This window comes from Yoonia sp., from assembly GCF_046292185.1.
GTDB lineage: Bacteria > Pseudomonadota > Alphaproteobacteria > Rhodobacterales > Rhodobacteraceae > Yoonia.
Genome location: NZ_JBKBQY010000068.1, coordinates 1 through 18,715 on the forward strand (window position 1 = coordinate 1; position 18,715 = coordinate 18,715).

General features: G+C 59.1%; 19 protein-coding genes and 1 pseudogene. 6 read left to right on the forward strand and 14 right to left on the reverse strand.

Features of this window, described 5'->3' with window-relative positions:
- The 5 genes from ACK4TM_RS12465 to ACK4TM_RS12485 form a co-directional block, all read right to left on the reverse strand.
- Positions 1–710 (reverse strand): LacI family DNA-binding transcriptional regulator (locus tag ACK4TM_RS12465; RefSeq protein ID WP_409701832.1); only part of this gene is annotated, 710 nt, incomplete at its 3' end.
- Positions 710–1,216, reverse strand: a complete 507-nt coding sequence (locus tag ACK4TM_RS12470; RefSeq protein ID WP_409701834.1) for a gluconokinase — start codon at positions 1,214–1,216, stop codon at positions 710–712. The genes ACK4TM_RS12465 and ACK4TM_RS12470, both read right to left, overlap by 1 nt.
- A gap of 32 nt (positions 1,217–1,248) precedes the next feature.
- Positions 1,249–2,733 carry a tripartite tricarboxylate transporter permease gene (locus tag ACK4TM_RS12475; protein ID WP_409701836.1) on the reverse strand — a complete coding sequence of 495 codons (1,485 nt, stop codon included), beginning with the start codon at positions 2,731–2,733 and terminating at the stop codon, positions 1,249–1,251.
- A 67-nt stretch (positions 2,734–2,800) separates the two neighbouring features.
- Positions 2,801–3,751 (reverse strand): Bug family tripartite tricarboxylate transporter substrate binding protein, encoded by a 951-nt coding sequence (locus tag ACK4TM_RS12480; RefSeq protein WP_409701838.1) that lies wholly within the window; start codon positions 3,749–3,751, stop codon positions 2,801–2,803.
- A gap of 31 nt (positions 3,752–3,782) precedes the next feature.
- Positions 3,783–4,265 carry a tripartite tricarboxylate transporter TctB family protein gene (locus tag ACK4TM_RS12485; RefSeq protein WP_409701840.1) on the reverse strand — a complete coding sequence of 161 codons (483 nt, stop codon included), beginning with the start codon at positions 4,263–4,265 and terminating at the stop codon, positions 3,783–3,785.
- A gap of 240 nt (positions 4,266–4,505) precedes the next feature.
- Between ACK4TM_RS12485 and ACK4TM_RS12490 the strand changes: the two genes are divergently transcribed.
- Complete coding sequence (locus tag ACK4TM_RS12490) at positions 4,506–5,033, forward strand: NUDIX domain-containing protein (RefSeq protein WP_409701842.1); 528 nt, start codon at positions 4,506–4,508, stop codon at positions 5,031–5,033.
- 198 nt (positions 5,034–5,231) lie between these two features.
- On the opposite strand, the gene ACK4TM_RS12495 is transcribed toward ACK4TM_RS12490, so the two are convergent.
- The 3 genes from ACK4TM_RS12495 to ACK4TM_RS12505 all read right to left on the reverse strand — a co-directional run bounded on the left by ACK4TM_RS12495 (position 5,232) and on the right by ACK4TM_RS12505 (position 8,181).
- On the reverse strand, positions 5,232–6,470 hold the full coding sequence (locus ACK4TM_RS12495) for a PqqD family protein (RefSeq protein ID WP_409701862.1): 1,239 nt from the start codon (positions 6,468–6,470) through the stop codon (positions 5,232–5,234).
- A gap of 12 nt (positions 6,471–6,482) precedes the next feature.
- On the reverse strand, positions 6,483–6,794 hold the full coding sequence (locus ACK4TM_RS12500; protein ID WP_409701844.1) for a hypothetical protein: 312 nt from the start codon (positions 6,792–6,794) through the stop codon (positions 6,483–6,485).
- A gap of 67 nt (positions 6,795–6,861) precedes the next feature.
- Positions 6,862–8,181 carry a S8 family serine peptidase gene (locus ACK4TM_RS12505; protein WP_409701847.1) on the reverse strand — a complete coding sequence of 440 codons (1,320 nt, stop codon included), beginning with the start codon at positions 8,179–8,181 and terminating at the stop codon, positions 6,862–6,864.
- 142 nt (positions 8,182–8,323) lie between these two features.
- Here ACK4TM_RS12505 and ACK4TM_RS12510 point away from each other — a divergent pair, with 142 nt between their 5' ends.
- The 3 genes from ACK4TM_RS12510 (at position 8,324) to ACK4TM_RS12520 (ending at position 11,166) form a co-directional block, all read left to right on the forward strand.
- On the forward strand, positions 8,324–8,845 hold the full coding sequence (locus ACK4TM_RS12510; RefSeq protein WP_409701849.1) for an RNA polymerase sigma factor: 522 nt from the start codon (positions 8,324–8,326) through the stop codon (positions 8,843–8,845).
- Entirely contained in the window at positions 8,842–9,525 is a 684-nt protein-coding gene (locus ACK4TM_RS12515) for an anti-sigma factor family protein (RefSeq protein ID WP_409701851.1), read from the forward strand. Before ACK4TM_RS12510 ends, ACK4TM_RS12515 begins: the two co-directional genes overlap by 4 nt.
- A 327-nt stretch (positions 9,526–9,852) precedes the next feature.
- A complete protein-coding gene (locus ACK4TM_RS12520; protein WP_409701853.1) occupies positions 9,853–11,166 on the forward strand; it encodes a short-chain fatty acid transporter in 1,314 nt (437 codons plus the stop codon).
- A 58-nt stretch (positions 11,167–11,224) separates the two neighbouring features.
- On the opposite strand, the gene ACK4TM_RS12525 is transcribed toward ACK4TM_RS12520, so the two are convergent.
- From ACK4TM_RS12525 to ACK4TM_RS12550, 6 genes are all read right to left on the reverse strand, one after another.
- Positions 11,225–12,391, reverse strand: coding sequence for a serine hydrolase domain-containing protein (locus tag ACK4TM_RS12525; protein WP_409701855.1), 1,167 nt, complete (start codon positions 12,389–12,391; stop codon positions 11,225–11,227).
- 65 nt (positions 12,392–12,456) lie between these two features.
- Positions 12,457–13,485 (reverse strand): extracellular solute-binding protein, encoded by a 1,029-nt coding sequence (locus ACK4TM_RS12530; protein ID WP_409701856.1) that lies wholly within the window; start codon positions 13,483–13,485, stop codon positions 12,457–12,459.
- 32 nt (positions 13,486–13,517) lie between these two features.
- Positions 13,518–14,321: an ABC transporter permease gene (locus tag ACK4TM_RS12535; RefSeq protein WP_409701857.1), complete on the reverse strand. Its 804-nt coding sequence runs from the start codon at positions 14,319–14,321 to the stop codon at positions 13,518–13,520.
- Entirely contained in the window at positions 14,308–15,210 is a 903-nt protein-coding gene (locus ACK4TM_RS12540; RefSeq protein WP_409701858.1) for an ABC transporter permease, read from the reverse strand. The genes ACK4TM_RS12535 and ACK4TM_RS12540 overlap by 14 nt, the downstream gene beginning before the upstream one ends.
- A gap of 2 nt (positions 15,211–15,212) precedes the next feature.
- The gene (locus tag ACK4TM_RS12545; protein WP_409701859.1) at positions 15,213–16,316 is read right to left on the reverse strand and encodes an ABC transporter ATP-binding protein; all 1,104 of its coding nucleotides are present in this window, start codon (positions 16,314–16,316) and stop codon (positions 15,213–15,215) included.
- 66 nt (positions 16,317–16,382) lie between these two features.
- Complete coding sequence (locus ACK4TM_RS12550) at positions 16,383–18,041, reverse strand: amidohydrolase (protein ID WP_409701860.1); 1,659 nt, start codon at positions 18,039–18,041, stop codon at positions 16,383–16,385.
- A gap of 147 nt (positions 18,042–18,188) precedes the next feature.
- Between ACK4TM_RS12550 and ACK4TM_RS12555 the strand changes: the two genes are divergently transcribed.
- A complete protein-coding gene (locus ACK4TM_RS12555) occupies positions 18,189–18,398 on the forward strand; it encodes a hypothetical protein (protein ID WP_409701861.1) in 210 nt (69 codons plus the stop codon).
- Positions 18,371–18,512: pseudogene (locus ACK4TM_RS12560) on the forward strand (ABC transporter ATP-binding protein); the annotation flags it as partial. The gene ACK4TM_RS12555 and the pseudogene ACK4TM_RS12560, both read left to right, overlap by 28 nt.
- Between the last annotated feature and the right edge of the window lie 203 nt (positions 18,513–18,715).

The window sequence follows — 18,715 nt, forward strand, 5'->3', positions numbered from 1 at the left end:
AGCAATGCCCCGCCGGTGAAGGTCGATTTTTCGGCCGTTTCCACGCTGACCGGGTCAAACCCATGATCGTGCATCGCCTTTGCGTACCCCTCACGCCGCTGCAAGGTACGGGCGTCCAGCCTCACCGCCAGATACACCAGTTTCCTGCACCCCCGCGCCAGCATCGCCGATGTCATCGCATAGGCCGCAGCATGATTATCATAGCCGACGGCCTGTTGCAGACACGGGCTGCGGCTGTCCATCACCTCGGTCACTGGGATATCGGCGAGGGTGATCATGCGCAGCGCATCATCGGTGTGTTCGCGGTCGCCCAGGATCAGCCCGTCAATATTGGCCGCGATCAAGGATGCGATGCCGCGTTCCTCGGCGAGTTGGTCATAACCGTAGTGGGCGATGACGACGCGGTATCCTGCTGTTTCGGCGGTTTCGACGACACCTGCCAGCACCTCGGCAAAGACGTGGTTAGTGACTGATGGCACCATGACGCCGATTGATTTACTGGGCGCACCCGCCAGCATCATCGGTGCGTGATTGGGCAGATAGCCAATGTCGCGCGCAGCCTCCAGAATGCGGGTGCGAAGAGGCTGGCCTACGGTGCTTGGGTCGCGCAGGCAACGGCTGACCGTCATCTTCGTTGTGCCGACACGATCCGCGATATCTCGCAAACCGGGCCGCCGTCGTTTGCGCCATGGCTCTGCCGGGGTATCCATCAGGGCTGCGGATCAGCACCAAGCGCGATCAGCGATGCGGCGATCACGTCGTGCAGTTCCTGCTCTACCGAGATGCGCAGAACATCTTCGCCCTTGGGTTCCTCCAACTGTCTGAACTGACTTTTCAGCATCTCTTCGCCTGTGAAATAATGATCGTCTCGCGCGCTCATGCGGGCGCAGATCGTCTCGAAACTGCCCTGCAAATACAGAAATGTCACCGCCGGATCTGCGCTGCGCAGTTGGTCGCGATATTGCCGCCGGAGCGCCGAACAGGCCAGCACAAGATTGTCCCGTCGCGCAATCAGATCCGCCAAAGCCACCAGCCAACCGGCGCGATCATCATCGTTCAGCGGCCGCCCTGCCGCCATCTTGGCCACGTTTTCGGGGCTGTGCAGGCTGTCGGCGTCGACAAAAGGCAGATCCAGCCGCTGCGCAAGCGCCTTGCCGACTGCAGTTTTCCCGCATCCCGACACGCCCATGATGATGATTTTCTGGCTGATATTCATTGGTTTGCCCAAACTTTCTGTCCCACCTGACGCTAAGCACGTGCCGCCTTGCGCCGCATTTGCACGACCATTGCCAACAGCAGAAGGACGACGACCACAAGGCCCTTCGACAGGTCCGACGCAAGAAGATATTCTGCCAAGCTTTGCCCACGCGCATTCGCGATCAGAAGCGACCGGGACAGGTTTGATTCAATCAGTGGCCCCAGAACAACACCAATGATGATGGGAGCAGGGGGTATACCGATTTTTTTGAAAATTGCGCCAAGGATGCCGAGCGTGATCGCGATAAACACGTCAAACACACTGTTGCGCAGCGAATAAGCCCCAAACAGCGACAGAACCAGCACCGTCGGTACGATGTATTCCATCTTGATCTTCAGGATGTAGGCAAAATATTTGATCCCGAAGGCGCCGATGATCGCCATGGCGACGACGGTCAGGATCATTCCGTAGAGGAAGATAAAAGCAACGTCCGGGCGGGCCTGAAACAGACTGGGGCCAAGGACGATCCCGTGGACGACCAGAGCGCCAGCGATGATCGCCGTTGTCGGGCTGCCCGGCACACCCAGTGCCAAGAGCGGCACCATGGACGAACCTACCGTGGCATTGTTGGCGGCTTCGGCGGCGATGATGCCTTCGACATTGCCCTTTTCAAAGGTCTCGGGCTGTTTGGAACTGCGCTTGGCCTCGGCATAGGACATGAAGACCGCCAATGTGGTGCCAACGCCGGGCAGCAAGCCCACGAAATTGCCGATGACATTCGCCTTGAGCAACAGGACCTTGTGGCGAAAGATATCGCGGATCACGGCCATCCGGGTGATGGATTGTTCGACATAGCTGACCTGCTGGTCCTGCCTCTTGCCGATGTTCAGGATCATTTCGGCAATACAGAACAGGCCCAGAACGACAGGGACCACCGAAATGCCGCTGCGCAGGTCGGGCTGGCCGAATGTGAACCGGTCCTGACCCGACATCTGATCCAGTCCGATTGTCGCCAGAAACAGCCCGAACAGCACGGCGAATGCCGCCTTCAGCAGGCTGCCCGCCAATGCGCCTACGATGATCAGTCCCGAAATCGAGATGAAGAACATTTCTGCTGGGCCGAACCGCAGCGCAAAACTGGCCAATGGCGGGGTGAACAAGATCAGAACCAGCACACCGATGAAACCACCGATGGAGCTAGAGAAAACCGAATAGTACAGCGCCTCTTTTGACCGGCCCTGCCGGGTCAGCGGATAGCCTTCCATTGCAGCGGGTGCGGCGACGACATCGCCGGGCACGTTGATCAGAATGGCGGTGATTGAGCCACCATACATGCACCCCATGTAGATGCCACCCAGCAGAAGCAAACCCACCTCTGGCGGCAGCGCAAAGGTCAGCGGCAGCAAGAGCGAGATGCCGACCGCACCGTTCAGGCCCGGGATGGCACCGACGATGATGCCGATCAGCACGCCGGAAAATACTGCGGCAAGCACGGGCCAGGTCAGCAGCATTGGCAGATAAGTCAGGATGTCCATGAATGCAGCCTTCGATCTTGCACGCGAAAAGGTGGGCGGACAACCAAAGTCGTCCGCCTTAGTTTAATCAGAACTGATCGCTGTTGGCTTCGATCACTTCGGCAAGGGCAGCGTTGGTTTCGGTGACCTTTTCGTTCACACCGTCGCTGTCGAGATAGGCATAGGGCAATGCCGCAGTTTCAAAGCGTTCGATCAGCGCCTCGTCCGTTGACATCGCGTCCAGTGCCTCTGTCAGCCGCGCGCGCACATCATCGGGCAGGCCTGAAGGGGCGACCATGACGCGGCCAACTTCCATCACCTGATCAATGCCGAGTTCACGCAAGGTCGGCACGTCGGGGAACATGTCCATCCGCTCGGCCGAGGCAAAGGCCAAAGACGCACCGCCTGCATCCACGATCGGATCGTGGCTCATCGAAGATGTGGAGGCGAGATCGATATGCCCGCCCATGATCGCGTTCATCAGCTCACCGCCACCAGCATAGCGCACGGGCGTCAATGTCGCCCCCAGCTTATCGCCAAAGGCCAGGGCGTTCAGCAGGCCCAGCGATCCGCTGTCCCCAACGATGACGGCACCTGGGTTTTCCTCGGCATGGGCGCGCAATTCATCAAGATTGGAAAAGGCAGCACCCGGACGGGCAAAAACGCCCATTGGTGTTGAATCGAACTGGGCAAGGAAATCCAGATCCTGTTCGGAATCAAACGATACTTCGCGCGTACTTTCGATCACGAAGTTATCGGGATAGCCAAAGACCCCCAACGTATAGCCATCGGCGTCGGCGGATGCGATCTCGGTAATACCAATCTCGCCACCGGCACCGGGCCGGTTGACGACGTTCAGTTGGACACCGAGTTCCTGCCCCAGCCGGTCGGACACCAGTCGCGCAACCGTGTCACCGCCGCCACCGGCGCTGTAAGGCACGATGACGGTGATCGCCCTTGTCGGGTAATCCTGGGCCGCCGCTGTCAGTGGCAGCAGCATGATTGCTGCCCCGCCCATGATGATTGTTGAAAGTTTCATTTTCGTCTCCTCCTTGGTTAGTCGTCTTGTGTCAAAGCAAAGCGCCTGCGGGTGCCGGCAGCCCGATCAGTTGATCAAAGATCAGATACATGACCAACGTTGCGCCTACGGCCAGCGCAGCCGCGATGCCGGGGTCGCGCGCAAGGTTGATGGCACCGGTCGCGATGTGGCAGTGCCAAAGGTAAATGGTGAAGATCAGCAGCGGTGAAGTGACGTAAAACCCAAAGGCATAAAGCACGATGGCCGACACGATCAGAAAGACCGCCGGTAAGCCGATGCTGCGGACCCAAGCGACAGGCTCTGCCTGCGACTGGCCCCTGACCCCTGCGAAGATGGCGACTGCCACGATCCCGGCACCGGTGATGGTCATCAGCGTCAGAATGAAACGTGGGAAAATCCGTGGTCCGGACGCGAGGGATTGCGCTTCGGTCAGTAGCCAAAGGCCGACAAAAAAGATCACGACGCCCAGCACGATGTCAGCCGTGTGCGTCCGCCACCCTGTGCGCATGCTCATCTTCTCCTCCCATGTTCTTTCGCTGCGTGTTACGCGTAAAGTTACGCGTAACACAAGTGAAAACTTTAGTGCTGTCTGGGCGGCACACTTTCCTTATTGAGTTGGAGGGCTGATGCAATCAAGAAGGACAATGCAGCGAAACCGATTGCAGGCGGCGCGGCGGTGGAACTACGGACTGGCTTTTCCGGGAACGTTGTCCTAGGTGACGCCCAATCCTTCGGCCTGACAGAGACGGACAGAATGAGACTGATAACAAAACTCGTCCATCCGGATGTGAAAACCATAACGGGGCCGACCCTGACCCGCCGCGCAGCGCGAGGCATCGTTTTGCGCGACAGGTCAATCCTGCTGCTGTTCACCGAACGGTATAACGATTTCAGCTTTCCCGGTGGCGGTATCGCCGAAGGCGAAGACCTGATTGACGGCTTGCGTCGTGAGTTGGAAGAAGAAACCGGTGCCAGCAACGTCCGCGTGCAGCGCGATTACGGGTATATCGAGGAAATACGCCCGCACTGGCGGCCCGGTTTTGCGCTGATGAACATGACATCGCATTTCTTTTTCTGCGACATTGATCCCGAACTGCGCGCCACGCAGATGGAAGATTACGAAACCGCCAATGGCATGCGACCAATCTGGGTGGGTATTGACGAGGCGATCGCTCACAATCGTGGTGTGATGCTGCGCCGTGAAGCCTCCATGGGTTTGTCGATCCAGCGTGAGACCTTCATGCTGGAGGAAATAGTCACTGATCTGGCAAAGGCGGCATGAGCAGGCGTCACCAACTTCTGCGCATATCGCTGAGGCGAGCTAGGCTTATTTGGCAATCCTAGCAAAATATCTATTTTGGTTTCCGACAACGTCGGGTGCCCCTGTCACGGCGCTGGCTGCTGTGTCATTCACGTCCGTCAAGGTGCCTGACGCGCTACCCCACACCGAACAGGGTATGTCGATATCTGGCAGGCAGCGTCATTCGAGAGTTTCCGGTTCAATCAGCCCATCGCTGGACAGGGCTTGCAAAAGGGCTGTCACATCACGGATCAGCACCGTTTTGTCGATGCGTGGAAATTGTTCAGCCAGAAGCTGTGCAATCTCACGTGCCGTTCCGGGAATCTCCAGCAGGGCCCAGACCGCACGCGCGAGAGTGTTCATGCGCCAGATCATCGTCTTGCCGGGGACCCAGAGAAACGCACTGTCGCCTCTGCTCTGCAACACCACGTCAGGGTTGCGCAACCAGCATTGATCTGCGGACATATCTCCTGGCGGCAGCGCATCAGCGGGCAACTGCTGGATCACCGGGCCGATTTCGACATCACCGGCTATGGGTGATGCGCTGCCAAAGGCTTGACGGATCAGTGCCACTGCGTCTTCCAGATCGGAATAGACAAGCCGCAGGCATGTGATCCCCGCCAGCAGGTCCGTCAGCCGGGTAAAGGCCGCCTGCGGTGTTTGCAAATCCGACATGTTTTGCGACAGCAGGAAATGCAGCGCCTCATCCTCTGCCACGGCATGCAGATGGGCAGGCGCTGAATCGCGCCGGTCAAGGATCAGCAATACTGATAGCGGCGCGCTGGTACCATGTGGTGCCACTGTCGGCGCGCACAAATATCCATAACGGTCGTCTCGGGGTCCGAGATGGCGCGCGACATGCTCTTGGAATCTGGGTGTACAGGCCGCCGGTATCGGCAGCCGCAGCCGAGGCGCGATGCCCAGACCGACCGCGTTACCAGTCGGCAAGAGTGGCAAGACATCATCACAGAACAGGGCGATATCGTCTTCCAAGGTCATCCTTGCAGCCAGCGTGCTTTTGCCTGCCCGTGACGGGCCGGTCATGGCAATCAGGCGGTTGTTGAAACTGAAGGCCGCGCAATGCAGCGCCAGACAACCGGGGCGGATTGAGAAGTAATCCTCGGCCAAATCTGCGATCACGGCGCAGGCGGCGCCAGCAACACCAAGCGCGTCGATAGTTTCATCAAGATAGCTGGACCTTGCGGCATAGACACCCGCCGCGCCGATGACCGATGTCTGCCGCGCCTCGGCATCAAGGTTTGTCGCATAGTCCGGCACCCAGCCGTGGAGGATCGTGCCAAGCGCGGCGGCCACCGGTGCTGCGTTCGTCAGTGCGACCTGCACGGTCACATCGGGAAAGCGCAAGGCGGTATCGGGGCCGCTAGTCGCGGCCGCCGATCTGTCGGATTTATCCCGCATCACAGCCAAGACTTAAGGTGCCGAAGTGCTGCGGACCCAACGCATGGTCGTGGCGTCCCAGCGCCATTGAAAAGCGCGCTCATCTGCCGCATTGCGCGAGCGCGACGGGCCGCTGGGGCGAGAGGTTCTGCCGCCGGTCCGCGATGGGCGGCTGGGCCGCGAAGGACTGCTGGGGCGAGAGGGACGGCTTGCACCGCTGCCGGTGCTTGCGCTTGCGGTATCCATGCCCATCAGGGTGGGCGCGACATAGGCAGCGCCTGTCGCCAAGCCGAGTTTCGCCAGCAGGTTACGCCGCGTGATCATGATCTTGTCGTTCTGTGCCATCGGGATCTCCTTTATTTTAAGATGCGTTCATTAAATCCACACCAAGGAAACGGGGGCGGCAGATCTTTTATTCCCCGCTGACAGAGAAAAACTGCGTTTCGTCGTCACATTCTTCGGGGGAAGTGATCAGACCATGGCCGAAAACCGGGTCATAGCCGGCTTCGCCAAGGTCTTTGGCACAGGCGAAAAGCACGGCTGTGACCTCTCGCACATTCTTTTCGGGCAGGCGTATCCGTTCCACCGCCAAAGCGGCAGTGACGAACGGCGCGGCATAGGATGTTCCAGACCGCAGCCGGCCGCCCGAGACCGAGGCTGCGGTCCAGATATTCACCCCCGGTGCCGCCAGCGCGACATAGGGGCCCTGATTGGCCTGCCGATAGACACGTTCGCCTGAATCTACCGCCGTGACAGCGATGACCTCCGGCCATGCGGCGGGATAAGCGGGTTCGGCCCCCGGCCCACCGTTGCCTGCCGCCGCGACAAGTCCGATCCCGCGCGCTGCCGCCGCGTCCACCACGCGTTTCAGCACCGCGTTTGCAGGGCCGGAAAAGGACAGGTTGACCACATTGACATCTTCACCGATCAGCACGTCAAGCGCACTGGCGACGGAAAAGGCGTCGGCTTGTTCGGCGGCACCGCGGGCGTGAAATGCTTCTACCGCAATCAGTTCGGCATCGGGCAGAAGGCCGGGCACGCGCCCTTCGACGCTGCCGATCAGCATCGCTGCAATCGCGGTGCCATGCACGCGACCGGCTGCGTCCCGATTGCCCAGATCGATCTGCTGCACTTGCAACCGGCGCCCCTGCAAGGCGGGGTGGTCAATGTTCACGCCAGTGTCGATCATCCCGATCCTGGGGCGCAGGGCGCTGGGCCAGCCAGCCCAGCCAATCATCGCATGGGCTGCGCAATCGTCGCCGTCGCAGGTCAGATCGTCGGTCCGGTAAAAGTGGTTTTCGTCGGTCATGCCAGCGGGGAACAGCGCCTCCAGCTCTGCTATCGCTTGCGCAAGTGTCCGGCCTTGCGGCAGCGCAAAGCGGACTAACTGTCCCGACAAGGCCGCGACATCGGATTGCGCCAGCGGCGTGAAACCTGCCGACAAGGCCGGTTCCAGCGACTGATTGGCGGGGATGAAGCTCACGATTTCAGGCGGCAAGCGGACGGGCTGTGCCTGTGGTGCCGGTGCGCGCGCGGGTTGCTGACGCGGCGTGGGGCGCGGACGGCTGGGCCTGCTGATTGAAGGGCGTGACCGGCCGCTGCCGGTCGAGGCTTGCGCGACGCTGAGCCCGGTCAGAGCAGGGGCGACATAGGCCAGCCCCGCGCCCAGCCCGATCTTGCGCAGCAATTGGCGGCGCGTAGTGTTCATTTCGGCGGTTGGCTTGATGCGCATTGGCAGGTCTCCGACAGGGCTTGTACGGCTGTTCTACATATTCAACGTCGTGGGTTTTCTTTTATTCCTTAAATTGCGATTTGGTGGGAATAAAGTCCTGCAAGCCCCGTTATCTTTATGACGACGAAAGGAACGCCACACTGTGCCACAGGATCTGCGCCATGATCTGATCGCGCTCTTGCCCCGCCTGTGCCGCTTTGCGCGCGGTCTGACGGGTGCTGCGGACCAGGCCGATGATCTGGTACAGGCCAGTGTGGAAAAGGCTTTGCGCAATCTTGATGGATTTACCCGCGGCACACGGATGGATGCCTGGATGTTCCGGATCATCCGCAACACATGGATCGACACGATCCGCGCCCGCCGCGACACGGTGGAGTTCGATGCTGAAGCTGCCGCGACGATCATCGGCAGCGATGGCCGCGCCACAACCGAGGCGCACCTGCATCTGGCCGAGGTGCGCCGCGCCATGGCCAGCCTGCCTGAGGAGCAGCGCGCAGTACTGATGCTCGTCTGTGTCGAGGGGATGCGCTACCGCGAGGTGGCCGAGGTGCTGGACATCCCCGAAGGCACTGTGATGAGCCGTCTGTCGCGGGCGCGGCTGGCCTTGGCCGAGAAACTGAAAGACCGGCCCGTCGGGGCACAGCAACAGGGGATCACAAAATGACCCGAACAAATGAAGTGAGTGACGACATGCTGATGGCTCTTGCCGATGGCGAACTGAACGACACGGTTGCACAGCGTCTTTACCGGCGTATCGAGGCCGACCCCGACCTGGCTGCGCGGTATGCCGATTTCGTCGAAACACGCGCGCTGATGCAAGTCGCCTTTCCGCCTGAGCCTGTGCCCGAACGGCTGATCGCCGCCGTGGTGCAAGCGGGCGCGCCGCAACACAAGGTCGTGCCAATGCGCAGGCGGTCTGTCGGCGCACCCGTCTGGGGCATGGCGTTGGCCGCGTCACTGGTTCTGGCTGTGGGCGGGTTCCTGGCCGGGCGTAGCACCGTGCCAGTTACCGCCGCGACCGACGAGATCGGCGCGATGACGGCCAGCCTGCCCACAGGGGATGAAATACAGCTTCCCGATGGCACCATGGCCCGCGTTCTGGCCAGTTATGAAACAGATTTGGGCCTGTGCCGCATGATCGCACAAGACAGTTTGCGCCATGTCACCTGCCGTGATGCCGCGACGGACGGTTGGGCGCTGGCGCTGACGGTTCAGGGGGCCGAGGCCGACCGCTTCCTTGCGGCCTCGGACATCGGCGTCGGGCTGATCGACCAGCTGCTCGACGAGATCGGGGCTGGCCCGGCATTGACGGCCGACGCGGAGCGCCACGCCCTGTCAGAGTAAATTTTGGTGGCCGGCTCGTTGTTCAATACGCGCCTTTAGCGTGCTTTCGTTCCCGTCCTTGATCGACCCTGTCAGTCTCAACGAGCGGCGAACGCGGCCTTGGGCAACGCGAATGAGAACATTGAGGTGGCTAAAACCAATGAAGCCTACTGCACCCAAAACAACTTGTTTCGTCAGGCAAACGGCTTTCACGGAGCACAAATGCCGCCCCATCTGCCAATTTCATTTTGTCCCTGGAAACGAAAAACATGTACTTTGTTAGGCGGTTAACCTTCCAAAAATGTACTGCTGCTGCCATCGTAAAACCAACCAAACGGGGAGGTTACTATGCTACGTTCACTTTCACGACCTGCTGTCGCACTGATGGATCGGTATTTGCCAGATCCTTTTGTGTTTGTTCTGATACTCACCATTGTCGCTGCGGCTTTGGCTCTGGTTTTCGAAGGCACGGCGCCCATCGATGTCGTCCAGATGTGGGGCGACGGTTTTTGGGGCTTGTTGTCATTCTCGATGCAGATGCTCCTGGTTCTTGTGACGGGCTTTATTCTTGCATCATCGCCACCGGTAAAAAAGTTTCTGGCCTTTCTTGCTGGCCTGGCAGCTTCCCCGGGATCGGCAATTGTTCTGGTGACTGTGGTCTCTTTGATTGCCTCCTGGGTGAACTGGGGGTTCGGTCTGGTCGTCGGTGCCTTGTTCGCGCGTGAACTGGCGCGGTTGGTCCGCGTGGATTACCGGCTTTTGGTCGGTGCGGCCTATTCAGGTTTTGTCATCTGGCATGGTGGTTTGGCGGGATCGATCCCGCTGACAGTCGCGACACCTGGTCATTTCACCGAAGGCGAGATCGGTATCATCGAAACGGGGATGACGATTTTTGCCAACTTTAACCTCGCTATTGTGGGCGTTCTGTTCGTGGTCATACCGCTGGTGAACTGGCTAATGATACCCAGGGCCGAAGATAGCGTTTACGTGACCTCAGCGCAGTTGGGTGCTGAAAAAGAAGCAAGTGTTTTCGTGCCTTCACGTCCCGCCGATTATCTGGAAAATAGCCGTATTCTGATGTGGCTTATCGGCGTGCCTGGACTGATCTTTCTGGCCCACTACTTTTTTATTCGCGGTAGCAGCTTAAACCTGAACATCGTGAACTACATGTTTTTGATGCTGGGCATTGTGCTGCATGGCACGGCGCGCAACTTGCTTGATGCTTTGCAAGAAGCCGTGAAGGGCGGGGCAGGCATCGTGATCCAGTTTCCGTTCTATGCCGGCATCATGGCCATCATGACCCAGTCCGGCCTCGCGCAAAGCATGTCGGAATGGTTTGTCTCTATTTCCACGGCGACATCCTTGCCCTTCTGGACATTCTTGAGCGCGGGGATCGTGAACCTGTTTGTCCCTTCCGGTGGCGGACAATGGGCGGTGCAGGCGCCGGTGGTTTTGCCAGCGGCCGAAGCGCTTGGTGCAGATGTCGCGCGCGTCGTGATGGCAGTGGCCTGGGGCGATGCCTGGACCAACCTGCTGCAGCCATTCTGGGCGCTTCCGATGCTGGCGATTGCCGGACTGAAGGCAAAAGACATCATGGGATTCTGTCTGATCCATCTGGTGATTACCGGTGTGATCATCAGCGTGCTTTTGGTGGCGATGTAATCCTTGCGGCTTGGGGCATTGCATCGTGCAATGCCCCAACTGACAAAGGACCGGACCCCTAGCGGATGACGTCCACAAGCGCAGCCAGAAACATCATGTTTGCCGCATCCAATCCATCATCCTGCGGCAAATGCTGAGAGGCGAGTTTGACGATCACAGTACCGGACCCCCGATGCAGATAAAGAAACTGCCCGTGGATTCCTATTGCGGCCAAGGCATCGGCGGGGCCGGGAACGCGATACCATTGATTACGGTATGATCCGCCAGGAATGAAATCATGCAGATCACCGCTGTCCCACGCTTGGTGATCACCGCCGGCCCATGTGTCGGCCAGCCATCGTTCTGGAAGAATGTTGTCCGGTTCCACCATCAACCGACCTATCCGCGCCAATTCTTGTACAGTGCAAAGCAGACCACCCGCGCCACGCGGCGTGCCAAAGGCGTCGACAGTTATGAAAGCGTCATCGCATGCGCCCATCTTTTGCCAAAGGTGGCGCGCGGCGAAACTGGCATAGGTCTCGCCGGTCACGCGTTCCAGCAACAGGCCCAGAATGTCGGAGCTGGGTGATTGATAGGCAAAGGCCCCCCCGTGTGGCTCTATGCCTTTCTGTAACCCGGTCAAAAGCGGTGCTAGGCCTTCGGGTTGCTGCGCAGGGTCAGGTGGGTTCCACAGCATCGCGCGGCGATAGCGGGCGTAGTTTCCTTTTGCGTCAAGGTAATCTTCGTCGAAATTCAAACTGACGCGCATATCAAGGACATGCTGTACAGGACAATCGACATAGGCGCCGTTGCGGGTTTCGGGCAGATAGTCACCGACAGGGCGCGCGGGGTCCAGCAGGCCCATGTCTTGCGCGATAGCGCATAGCAGGCCTGTCACCGATTTTGTGACGGAAAAGACGATATGTGGCAAGACGGGATCATAGGTTGGTGCATGCCAGCTTGCGATGGTCTTGCCGTGGCGTTGCACCAGCAAAGCGTCGGTCTGTGATCGCGCGAGAAAAGACGCGACCGTTTCTGCACCCTGATCCAGCGTGATGGATTGATCCAGTAGGTCGTGACCGATCGGATCAAAGGCTTGTCGCTGGGGGTTTTGCGCGGCAATACGCGCCACAGGGACAAGTTCGTTCACATGACTGAATGACCAGGTATTATAAGGCCGCTGCCGCCAGTTGCCGAGATGAACATCAGCGCGGGCAAAGCCATGCGCCTTGGAAAAATTGGTCATGGGAATTGTTTCAATCGTCAGTCGCATTGCGGGCGCACCCTTTGTTGGATGCGCCCAAGGATGAGTTACTGCAGCACTTCAGTCCAGATCTGCGATTGCAGGTCGTTGACCTCTTGCGAACAGGCCGGGCTGAAACGACCTGCGGCTGCCAGTTCGGGGTCTACGACGATTTCGGGGGCTTCGCGCATGACTTCGTCCATGAACTCCTCTGACCCGGTGACGCCATTGGCATAGCGTGCAAAGTTCGAGATCATGGCGGCGTTTTCAGGTTCCAGCACGAAATTGATGAAGGTCATCGCATTTTCTGTGTTTTGCGCATCGGCCAGCACAACGGCACTATCCATCCAGATCGGATAGCCGGTGGTGGGATAACCGTAAGCCAGATCTTCGTTCTGCAGGCGCGCCCGCATGGTCGAGCCGTTCCAATAGATGCCAGCCGAAAAATCGCCCGCGACATGCGCATCGACGGTGCCGTAATCCAGCGCCTTCCAGTGCTGCTTGGCCTCAACCAGCATGTCACGCACGTTGCGCATGACGTCCATATCGGTCGTGCAGGACTCACCGCCCGCATAATAGATCGCCAGCGACATGACGTCTGACATTTCGGGGATCACATTGATCTGGCCTTGCAGTTCTGGTGGCGGGTTAAAGATCAGGCCAGCGTCGTTGACGTCACCGTCATAGGCGCTGGTATTGACGATGATGCCCGTCGTGCCCCACTGCCACGGCACCGAATATTCACGGCCAGGGTCGAATTCCACATCGACCCATTCAGGCGCGATGTTGTCCATATTGGTCACGATGGACCTGTCCAGAGGCACGACTAGCCCCTCGTCAATCCATGTCTGCATATAGGTGTTTGACGGCACCACGATGTCATAGCCGTGGCCACCCTGACGAATGCGGGCAAGTGCGGTATCGTTGCTGTCGTAATCGGTGACATTGACGCGGATGCCGGTCTCGGCCTCGAACTTGGCGATCAGTTCGGGGCTGGTGTAATTGCCCCAGTTGTAAAGATTCACGACGCCTTCGGCATTGGCAAGACTGGTTGTGGCCAGCAGCGCCGCAAGGCTGGTTGCGATATGTTTCTTCATGGGTCGTCTCCCGTTGGTTGTTGTGGTTGGCGTTATCCCCGTTTGCGGGTGATGAGAAAAAACAGACTGACCACCACCAGTGACAGGCCCAGAAACAGCGTCGCGATGGCGTTCATTTCCGGGGTCACCGTACGGCGAAGCTGGCCCAGCATATAGGTAGGCAACGTGTCCTGACCGGCGGATTTCACAAATTCGGTGATGACGACTGTATCAAGCGAAATCACGAAACCCAGCATGAAACCCGCCATGATGCCAGGCACCAAAAGCGGCAGAGTCACATAGGTAAAGGCTTTGACCGGCGTGGCGTAAAGATCGGCAGCAGCACGTTCCAGCGTCAGATCCATGGTTTCCAGTCGTGCACGGATCGGCAGGTAGGCGAAGGGGATGCAAAAGGCGGTATGCGCCATCACCAGATAGCCCATGCCAGCATAACCTGTCTGCACCTTGAGGAAGGCGACAAAGATCAACAACGCGATGCCAGTCACGATTTCCGGCACCATCAGCGGCTGGTTGATCAGCGCGTAAATCATCGTCTGCCCGGGAAACCGGCCAACGCGCGTGGTGCCAAGGGCCGCTAGTGTTGCCAACAGCGTCGCAATTGCTGCCGCTACCAGCGCCAGCCAAAGTGACCTGATGGAAACGTCGATCACCTGCGCATTGTTGAAGGCGGCAACATACCATTGCAACGTGAACCCGCCCCATGTGGATTGCGAGGGTGCTTCGTTAAAGGAAAAGATCACCAGAACCACAATAGGCAGGTACAGCAGGATCAGCGTGAAAATCGCCACCACGCCAAAACCCGGCAATCTGCGGACGTCGAATTCATGCTTGGCCATCGCGTCCTCCTGTTTCGCGGCTGGTGACGCGCAGGTAGAACACGAGCGCTGCCAGCACGACCACAAGCAGCAGCATCGCCAGCGCCGATCCCAGCGGCCAGTTGCGTCCTTGTCCGAATTGCAGCGCGATCAGATTGCCGATCATCATCGACCGCCCGCCACCCAACACAGCCGGTGTGACATAGGCCCCGATGGACGGGATGAAGACCAGAATGGACCCCGCAATAAACCCCGGCTTTACCAAGGGCAGGATCACGTGGCGCAACACCTGCATCCGACTGGCGTAAAGATCATAGCCCGCCTCGACCAGCCGGAAATCCAGCTTTTCCATTGCAGCATATAGCGGCAGCACCATCAGCGGCAGGAATACATAGGCCATGCCGATCAGGACGGCGAAATCGGTATACATCATCTCGATCGGGCTGTTGGTGATACCCAGCCATTGCAGCGCGCTGTTGATCGTGCCGTTGTTGCGGATCAGTTGCTGGATGGCAAACGTGCGGATCAACAGATTGGTCCAGAACGGTACAGTGATCAGAAACAGCCAGATCATGCGTTTGTTCGGTGGGCGCGTCGCGATAAACCACGCCGTGGGAAACCCAAGCACCGCACAGATCACCGTGGTCTGGAACGACAACCACAAGGTGCGCCTGAAGACCGCCAGAAAATCCGTGTTCAGGGTTACGTTCTCGGGGTCAAAGATATCGCGTTTAAAGAAAACGCGGAACCATGCATCGGTTGAAAACTCCCACGCGACCCCGCCCATATTGCCGGGGCTGAGGAAGGAATAAACCACGACAATCATCAATGGCCCCGAGGCCGCAACGATCAGGACGATCAGTGCCGGGCTGGCAAGAAACCATTTCCAGCGGTGCGACACTTTGTTCATCGCTACCCCCTCAGGACCTGTAGCGCGCCAGATGTCAGCGCCACGCCGACCCGCGTGCCATTGGCCGGGTCTCGCTGCGCGTCGTTGTTCTGTCGCCGGATGGTAAAAGGTTGCCCGTCGTCCAGCGTTAGATGAATGTGGGTATCGGTGCCAAAGAATACGGCTCCTTTTACCGTTGCGGGCAGATGGCCTTCGCCCTCGGCGACGATAGCGGCCTGCTCTGGGCGGATCACGGCGGACACCATGTCGCCCACGGCGGGCATCAACCCGTCGGCCACGCGCGCCGGCACAGTCTGACCGCCCGGTAAGGTCAGTTCCGCACCATGCCCCTGCAAAGCGACAACAGGCAGTGACAGTAAATTCGTCTCGCCGATGAAATCCGCGACAAAGCGTTCGGTCGGGGCATGATAAATCTCGTGCGGGGTGCCAAGTTGCAGGATGCGCCCTTGCTGCATGACGGCGATCCGGTCTGACATGGTCAGTGCTTCCTCCTGATCGTGGGTCACGAAGACAAAGGTGATACCGGTTTCGACCTGCAGGCGTTTCAACTCTGTCTGCATTTCCTTGCGCAGCTTCAGATCAAGCGCGCTGAGCGGTTCATCCAGCAGCAACACGCTGGGGCGGGGGGCCAGCGCGCGCGCAAGTGCTACACGTTGCTGTTGCCCGCCCGATAGTTCCGCTGGCCTGCGGTTCGCCATCGTGTCCATCTTGACCAGATGCATCATTTCATCGGTGGTCGCCGTGATTTCGGCGCGTGGGCGGCCCAGCATTTTCAGGCCGAACCCGATATTCTGCGCGACGCTCATATGCGGAAACAAGGCGTAATTCTGAAAGACGGTGTTCACCAGACGCTGGTTTGGGGCCTGCCCGACCACATCGCGCCCCTTGATCCGTAAACGTCCCGAAGTCGGATGTTCAAACCCTGCAATCAGACGCAACAACGTGGTTTTGCCGCAGCCAGACGGACCCAAGAGGGTGAAAAACTCGCCCGCGCGGATCGCGAGGTCGATATCCGTCAGCGCATGATAAGCCGTTGCACCCTGACCAAAGACCTTGCCAACGCCTTCGATCTCAATCTCGTCGCTTTGTCTGTCATCTATCGCCAAAGACGCATCCCCATTTTTGCGCCAGTCCAGCGCCTGCAAGCGCGGGTTGCAAGGCAATTCGTTCGTTCAAGCCGGATCAACCGCTGCATCCCAAATAATTTTTCCGCCACAGATCGTTTTTTGAACACTCAGCTTGGCGATCTGGTCAAGCGGCACGGCTTCGATATCGCCTGACAGAATCACGACATCCGCCAGATAGCCGGGACGCAGCATGCCTTTGCGGTCTTCGGTGTGTTCGGCATAGGCCCCGCCGATTGTATAAGCGGCCAGAGCGTCGCGCAGCGGCAGGCTTTCATCCTGCGCACCATCGTAAGGTTGCCGTGTCACCGCCGCCTGAATTGACCGCAGCGGGTTCACGTCAGCCACCGGCCAGTCCGAGGCAAAGGCAATCGCGACACCTGCATCGCGCAGAGTGCGTGTCAGATAGGCATCAGCCCAGCGATCGCGCCCGATCTTGTCCAGCGTGGGGAACAGCGGAAAATCCAACGACCCCGGTGGATGTGACGGCTGCACCGAGGCAACGACCCCCATATCCGCCATCCGCGCGATATCGGCGCGGTCGATCAGTTCGATATGTTCGATCCGGTGACGGGAATCCCGCGCGCCATTCGCGTTGCGTGCGGCCTCGTACCCGTCAAGCACCCGCTGCACCGCCCCGTCCCCAATAGCATGCACCGCGATCTGCAGCCCACGTTTGTCCGCCTCGATACAGATTTCGGCAAAGCTGTCGGCCGTGTGCAGTGGTTCGCCGCGCCAGCCCGGCTGGTCAGGGTAATCGTTCAGCATGACTGCTGTGCCGCTGTCCACAACACCGTCCATGAACAGTTTGACGAAACCCGACGACAGCCAGTCATCGTTGTAATCCGCGCTGATCGCAGTCGCCTTGGCGAGGTCGGCGATCTGATGATCGTTGCGGAAATGATACGGCACTCGCACGCGCGCGGTCAGTTTGCCTTTCTCGCGCAGGTGATCCAGCACTTCCAACGTGTAACGGTTGCCGTCCATGTTCACGAGACTGGTAAATCCGTTCCGCGCGCAATGCGCTAACCCGCGTTCCATCGCTGGCAAATCAGCCAGCATGTCAGCCTTGGTCGGGTGCGGCACAGGATCACGTCCTGTGGCGATCCCCGCCATGATCCGGTTTTCGCCCGCCAGTTTCAGCACTGGGGCTTTTGCCTCGAATTCGCGCAATTCGCCGGTGGCAATGCCGTTTTCCATCACGATTTCATTGCCCGGACCCAGCTTTGCGCCGTGCAGGATGCCCGCCATTTCCAGCGCCATTGTATTCGCCCATGCAGTGTGGTGATCGGCGGCCAGCAGGCACACGGGCCGGTCCGGCAGGATAGCGTCAAGATCATGCCGCGTCAGCGCGCGGCCATATATAGCGTAGTCACAACCTTGCCCGACGATAACGCGGCGGTCAGGATTGGCGTCGGCATAGCTGTGGATAGCATCTGCCAGCGCCTCTGGACCCGCTACGTTCAACAATTGTAAATGCGCCAGTTCAGAACCGCCCATGAACAGATGCAGATGGCTTTCGATAAAGCCCGGCAAAACTGTGGCACCCTGTGCATCAATGCGTGGGCAATCCGGCCCTGCAATCGCAAGTGCGGCGGCACCCAGCGCTGCGATTTTGTCACCCGAAATAGCCAAAGTATCAGTTTCGGGGGCGTCGGGGTCCATCGTCAGAACCCGTGCATTGGTGATCAAAAGCGTTGCTTGCATCGGGCCCCTTTCGTCAATCTTGGCTAAAGGTTAGCGGGGCGCGTTGCGGCAGTCCATAACAACAGACATTGATGTGCGCTCGCTCTGCCCGAAAGCCCGACTTTCGACGCGTTCGAGCGCGCCTGGGGCGTTGGTCTGGGCCGGTTCATGATCAATTCCATCGTCGTGACCAGCCCGTCGGTGGCGCTGATTGTCATCGTATCGGGCATGGCCGCCTATGTTATCGCACGGTCGAAAAGCATCTGGCTAAAGGCGCTCGATCTGATTTTGGTTGCGGGCTTTGCCGTACCGGGCGGGGTTTTTGAACTTCTGGGGTCACGATGGTCTAGGTCACCCACGACCAGACCGAGGAGATGACCTTGGCCGACCGCATCGCCGTCCTGAACGGCGGCGATTGAGCAGGTCCGCGCCCCGCTGGATCTGTACAACAAGCCGCAATCGCTGTTCGTGGCGGGTTTCCTGGGTTCACCCATTGCCGTGGTCGATGAGTTCTAAGGTGGAACGCAGATGAACGGACTTCATCTGCCCCGCAACCCGAACCCGCTTTGAGTCCAGGTGAAAGCTGACATCTCCGTGTGATGGACGCATTCCTTTGGGGAACTGAAAGCAATGGCGAACAGGACGACGCTGGTCGCCATGAATCCGATGCTATCCGGTGTTCGGCGCCTGAGAAC

Bases quoted from the DNA above. Each gene is read 5' to 3' on its own strand.
- ACK4TM_RS12470 (WP_409701834.1), bottom strand. From the start codon at position 1,216: ATGAATATCAGCCAGAAAATCATCATCATGGGCGTGTCGGGATGCGGG.
- ACK4TM_RS12475 (WP_409701836.1), bottom strand. From the start codon at position 2,733: ATGGACATCCTGACTTATCTGCCAATGCTGCTGACCTGGCCCGTGCTT.
- ACK4TM_RS12480 (WP_409701838.1), bottom strand. From the start codon at position 3,751: ATGAAACTTTCAACAATCATCATGGGCGGGGCAGCAATCATGCTGCTG.
- ACK4TM_RS12485 (WP_409701840.1), bottom strand. From the start codon at position 4,265: ATGAGCATGCGCACAGGGTGGCGGACGCACACGGCTGACATCGTGCTG.
- ACK4TM_RS12490 (WP_409701842.1), top strand. From the start codon at position 4,506: ATGAGACTGATAACAAAACTCGTCCATCCGGATGTGAAAACCATAACG.
- ACK4TM_RS12495 (WP_409701862.1), bottom strand. From the start codon at position 6,470: ATGCGGGATAAATCCGACAGATCGGCGGCCGCGACTAGCGGCCCCGAT.
- ACK4TM_RS12500 (WP_409701844.1), bottom strand. From the start codon at position 6,794: ATGGCACAGAACGACAAGATCATGATCACGCGGCGTAACCTGCTGGCG.
- ACK4TM_RS12505 (WP_409701847.1), bottom strand. From the start codon at position 8,181: ATGCGCATCAAGCCAACCGCCGAAATGAACACTACGCGCCGCCAATTG.
- ACK4TM_RS12515 (WP_409701851.1), top strand. From the start codon at position 8,842: ATGACCCGAACAAATGAAGTGAGTGACGACATGCTGATGGCTCTTGCC.
- ACK4TM_RS12520 (WP_409701853.1), top strand. From the start codon at position 9,853: ATGCTACGTTCACTTTCACGACCTGCTGTCGCACTGATGGATCGGTAT.
- ACK4TM_RS12525 (WP_409701855.1), bottom strand. From the start codon at position 12,391: ATGACCAATTTTTCCAAGGCGCATGGCTTTGCCCGCGCTGATGTTCAT.
- ACK4TM_RS12530 (WP_409701856.1), bottom strand. From the start codon at position 13,485: ATGAAGAAACATATCGCAACCAGCCTTGCGGCGCTGCTGGCCACAACC.
- ACK4TM_RS12535 (WP_409701857.1), bottom strand. From the start codon at position 14,321: ATGGCCAAGCATGAATTCGACGTCCGCAGATTGCCGGGTTTTGGCGTG.
- ACK4TM_RS12540 (WP_409701858.1), bottom strand. From the start codon at position 15,210: ATGAACAAAGTGTCGCACCGCTGGAAATGGTTTCTTGCCAGCCCGGCA.
- ACK4TM_RS12550 (WP_409701860.1), bottom strand. From the start codon at position 18,041: ATGCAAGCAACGCTTTTGATCACCAATGCACGGGTTCTGACGATGGAC.
- ACK4TM_RS12555 (WP_409701861.1), top strand. From the start codon at position 18,189: ATGATCAATTCCATCGTCGTGACCAGCCCGTCGGTGGCGCTGATTGTC.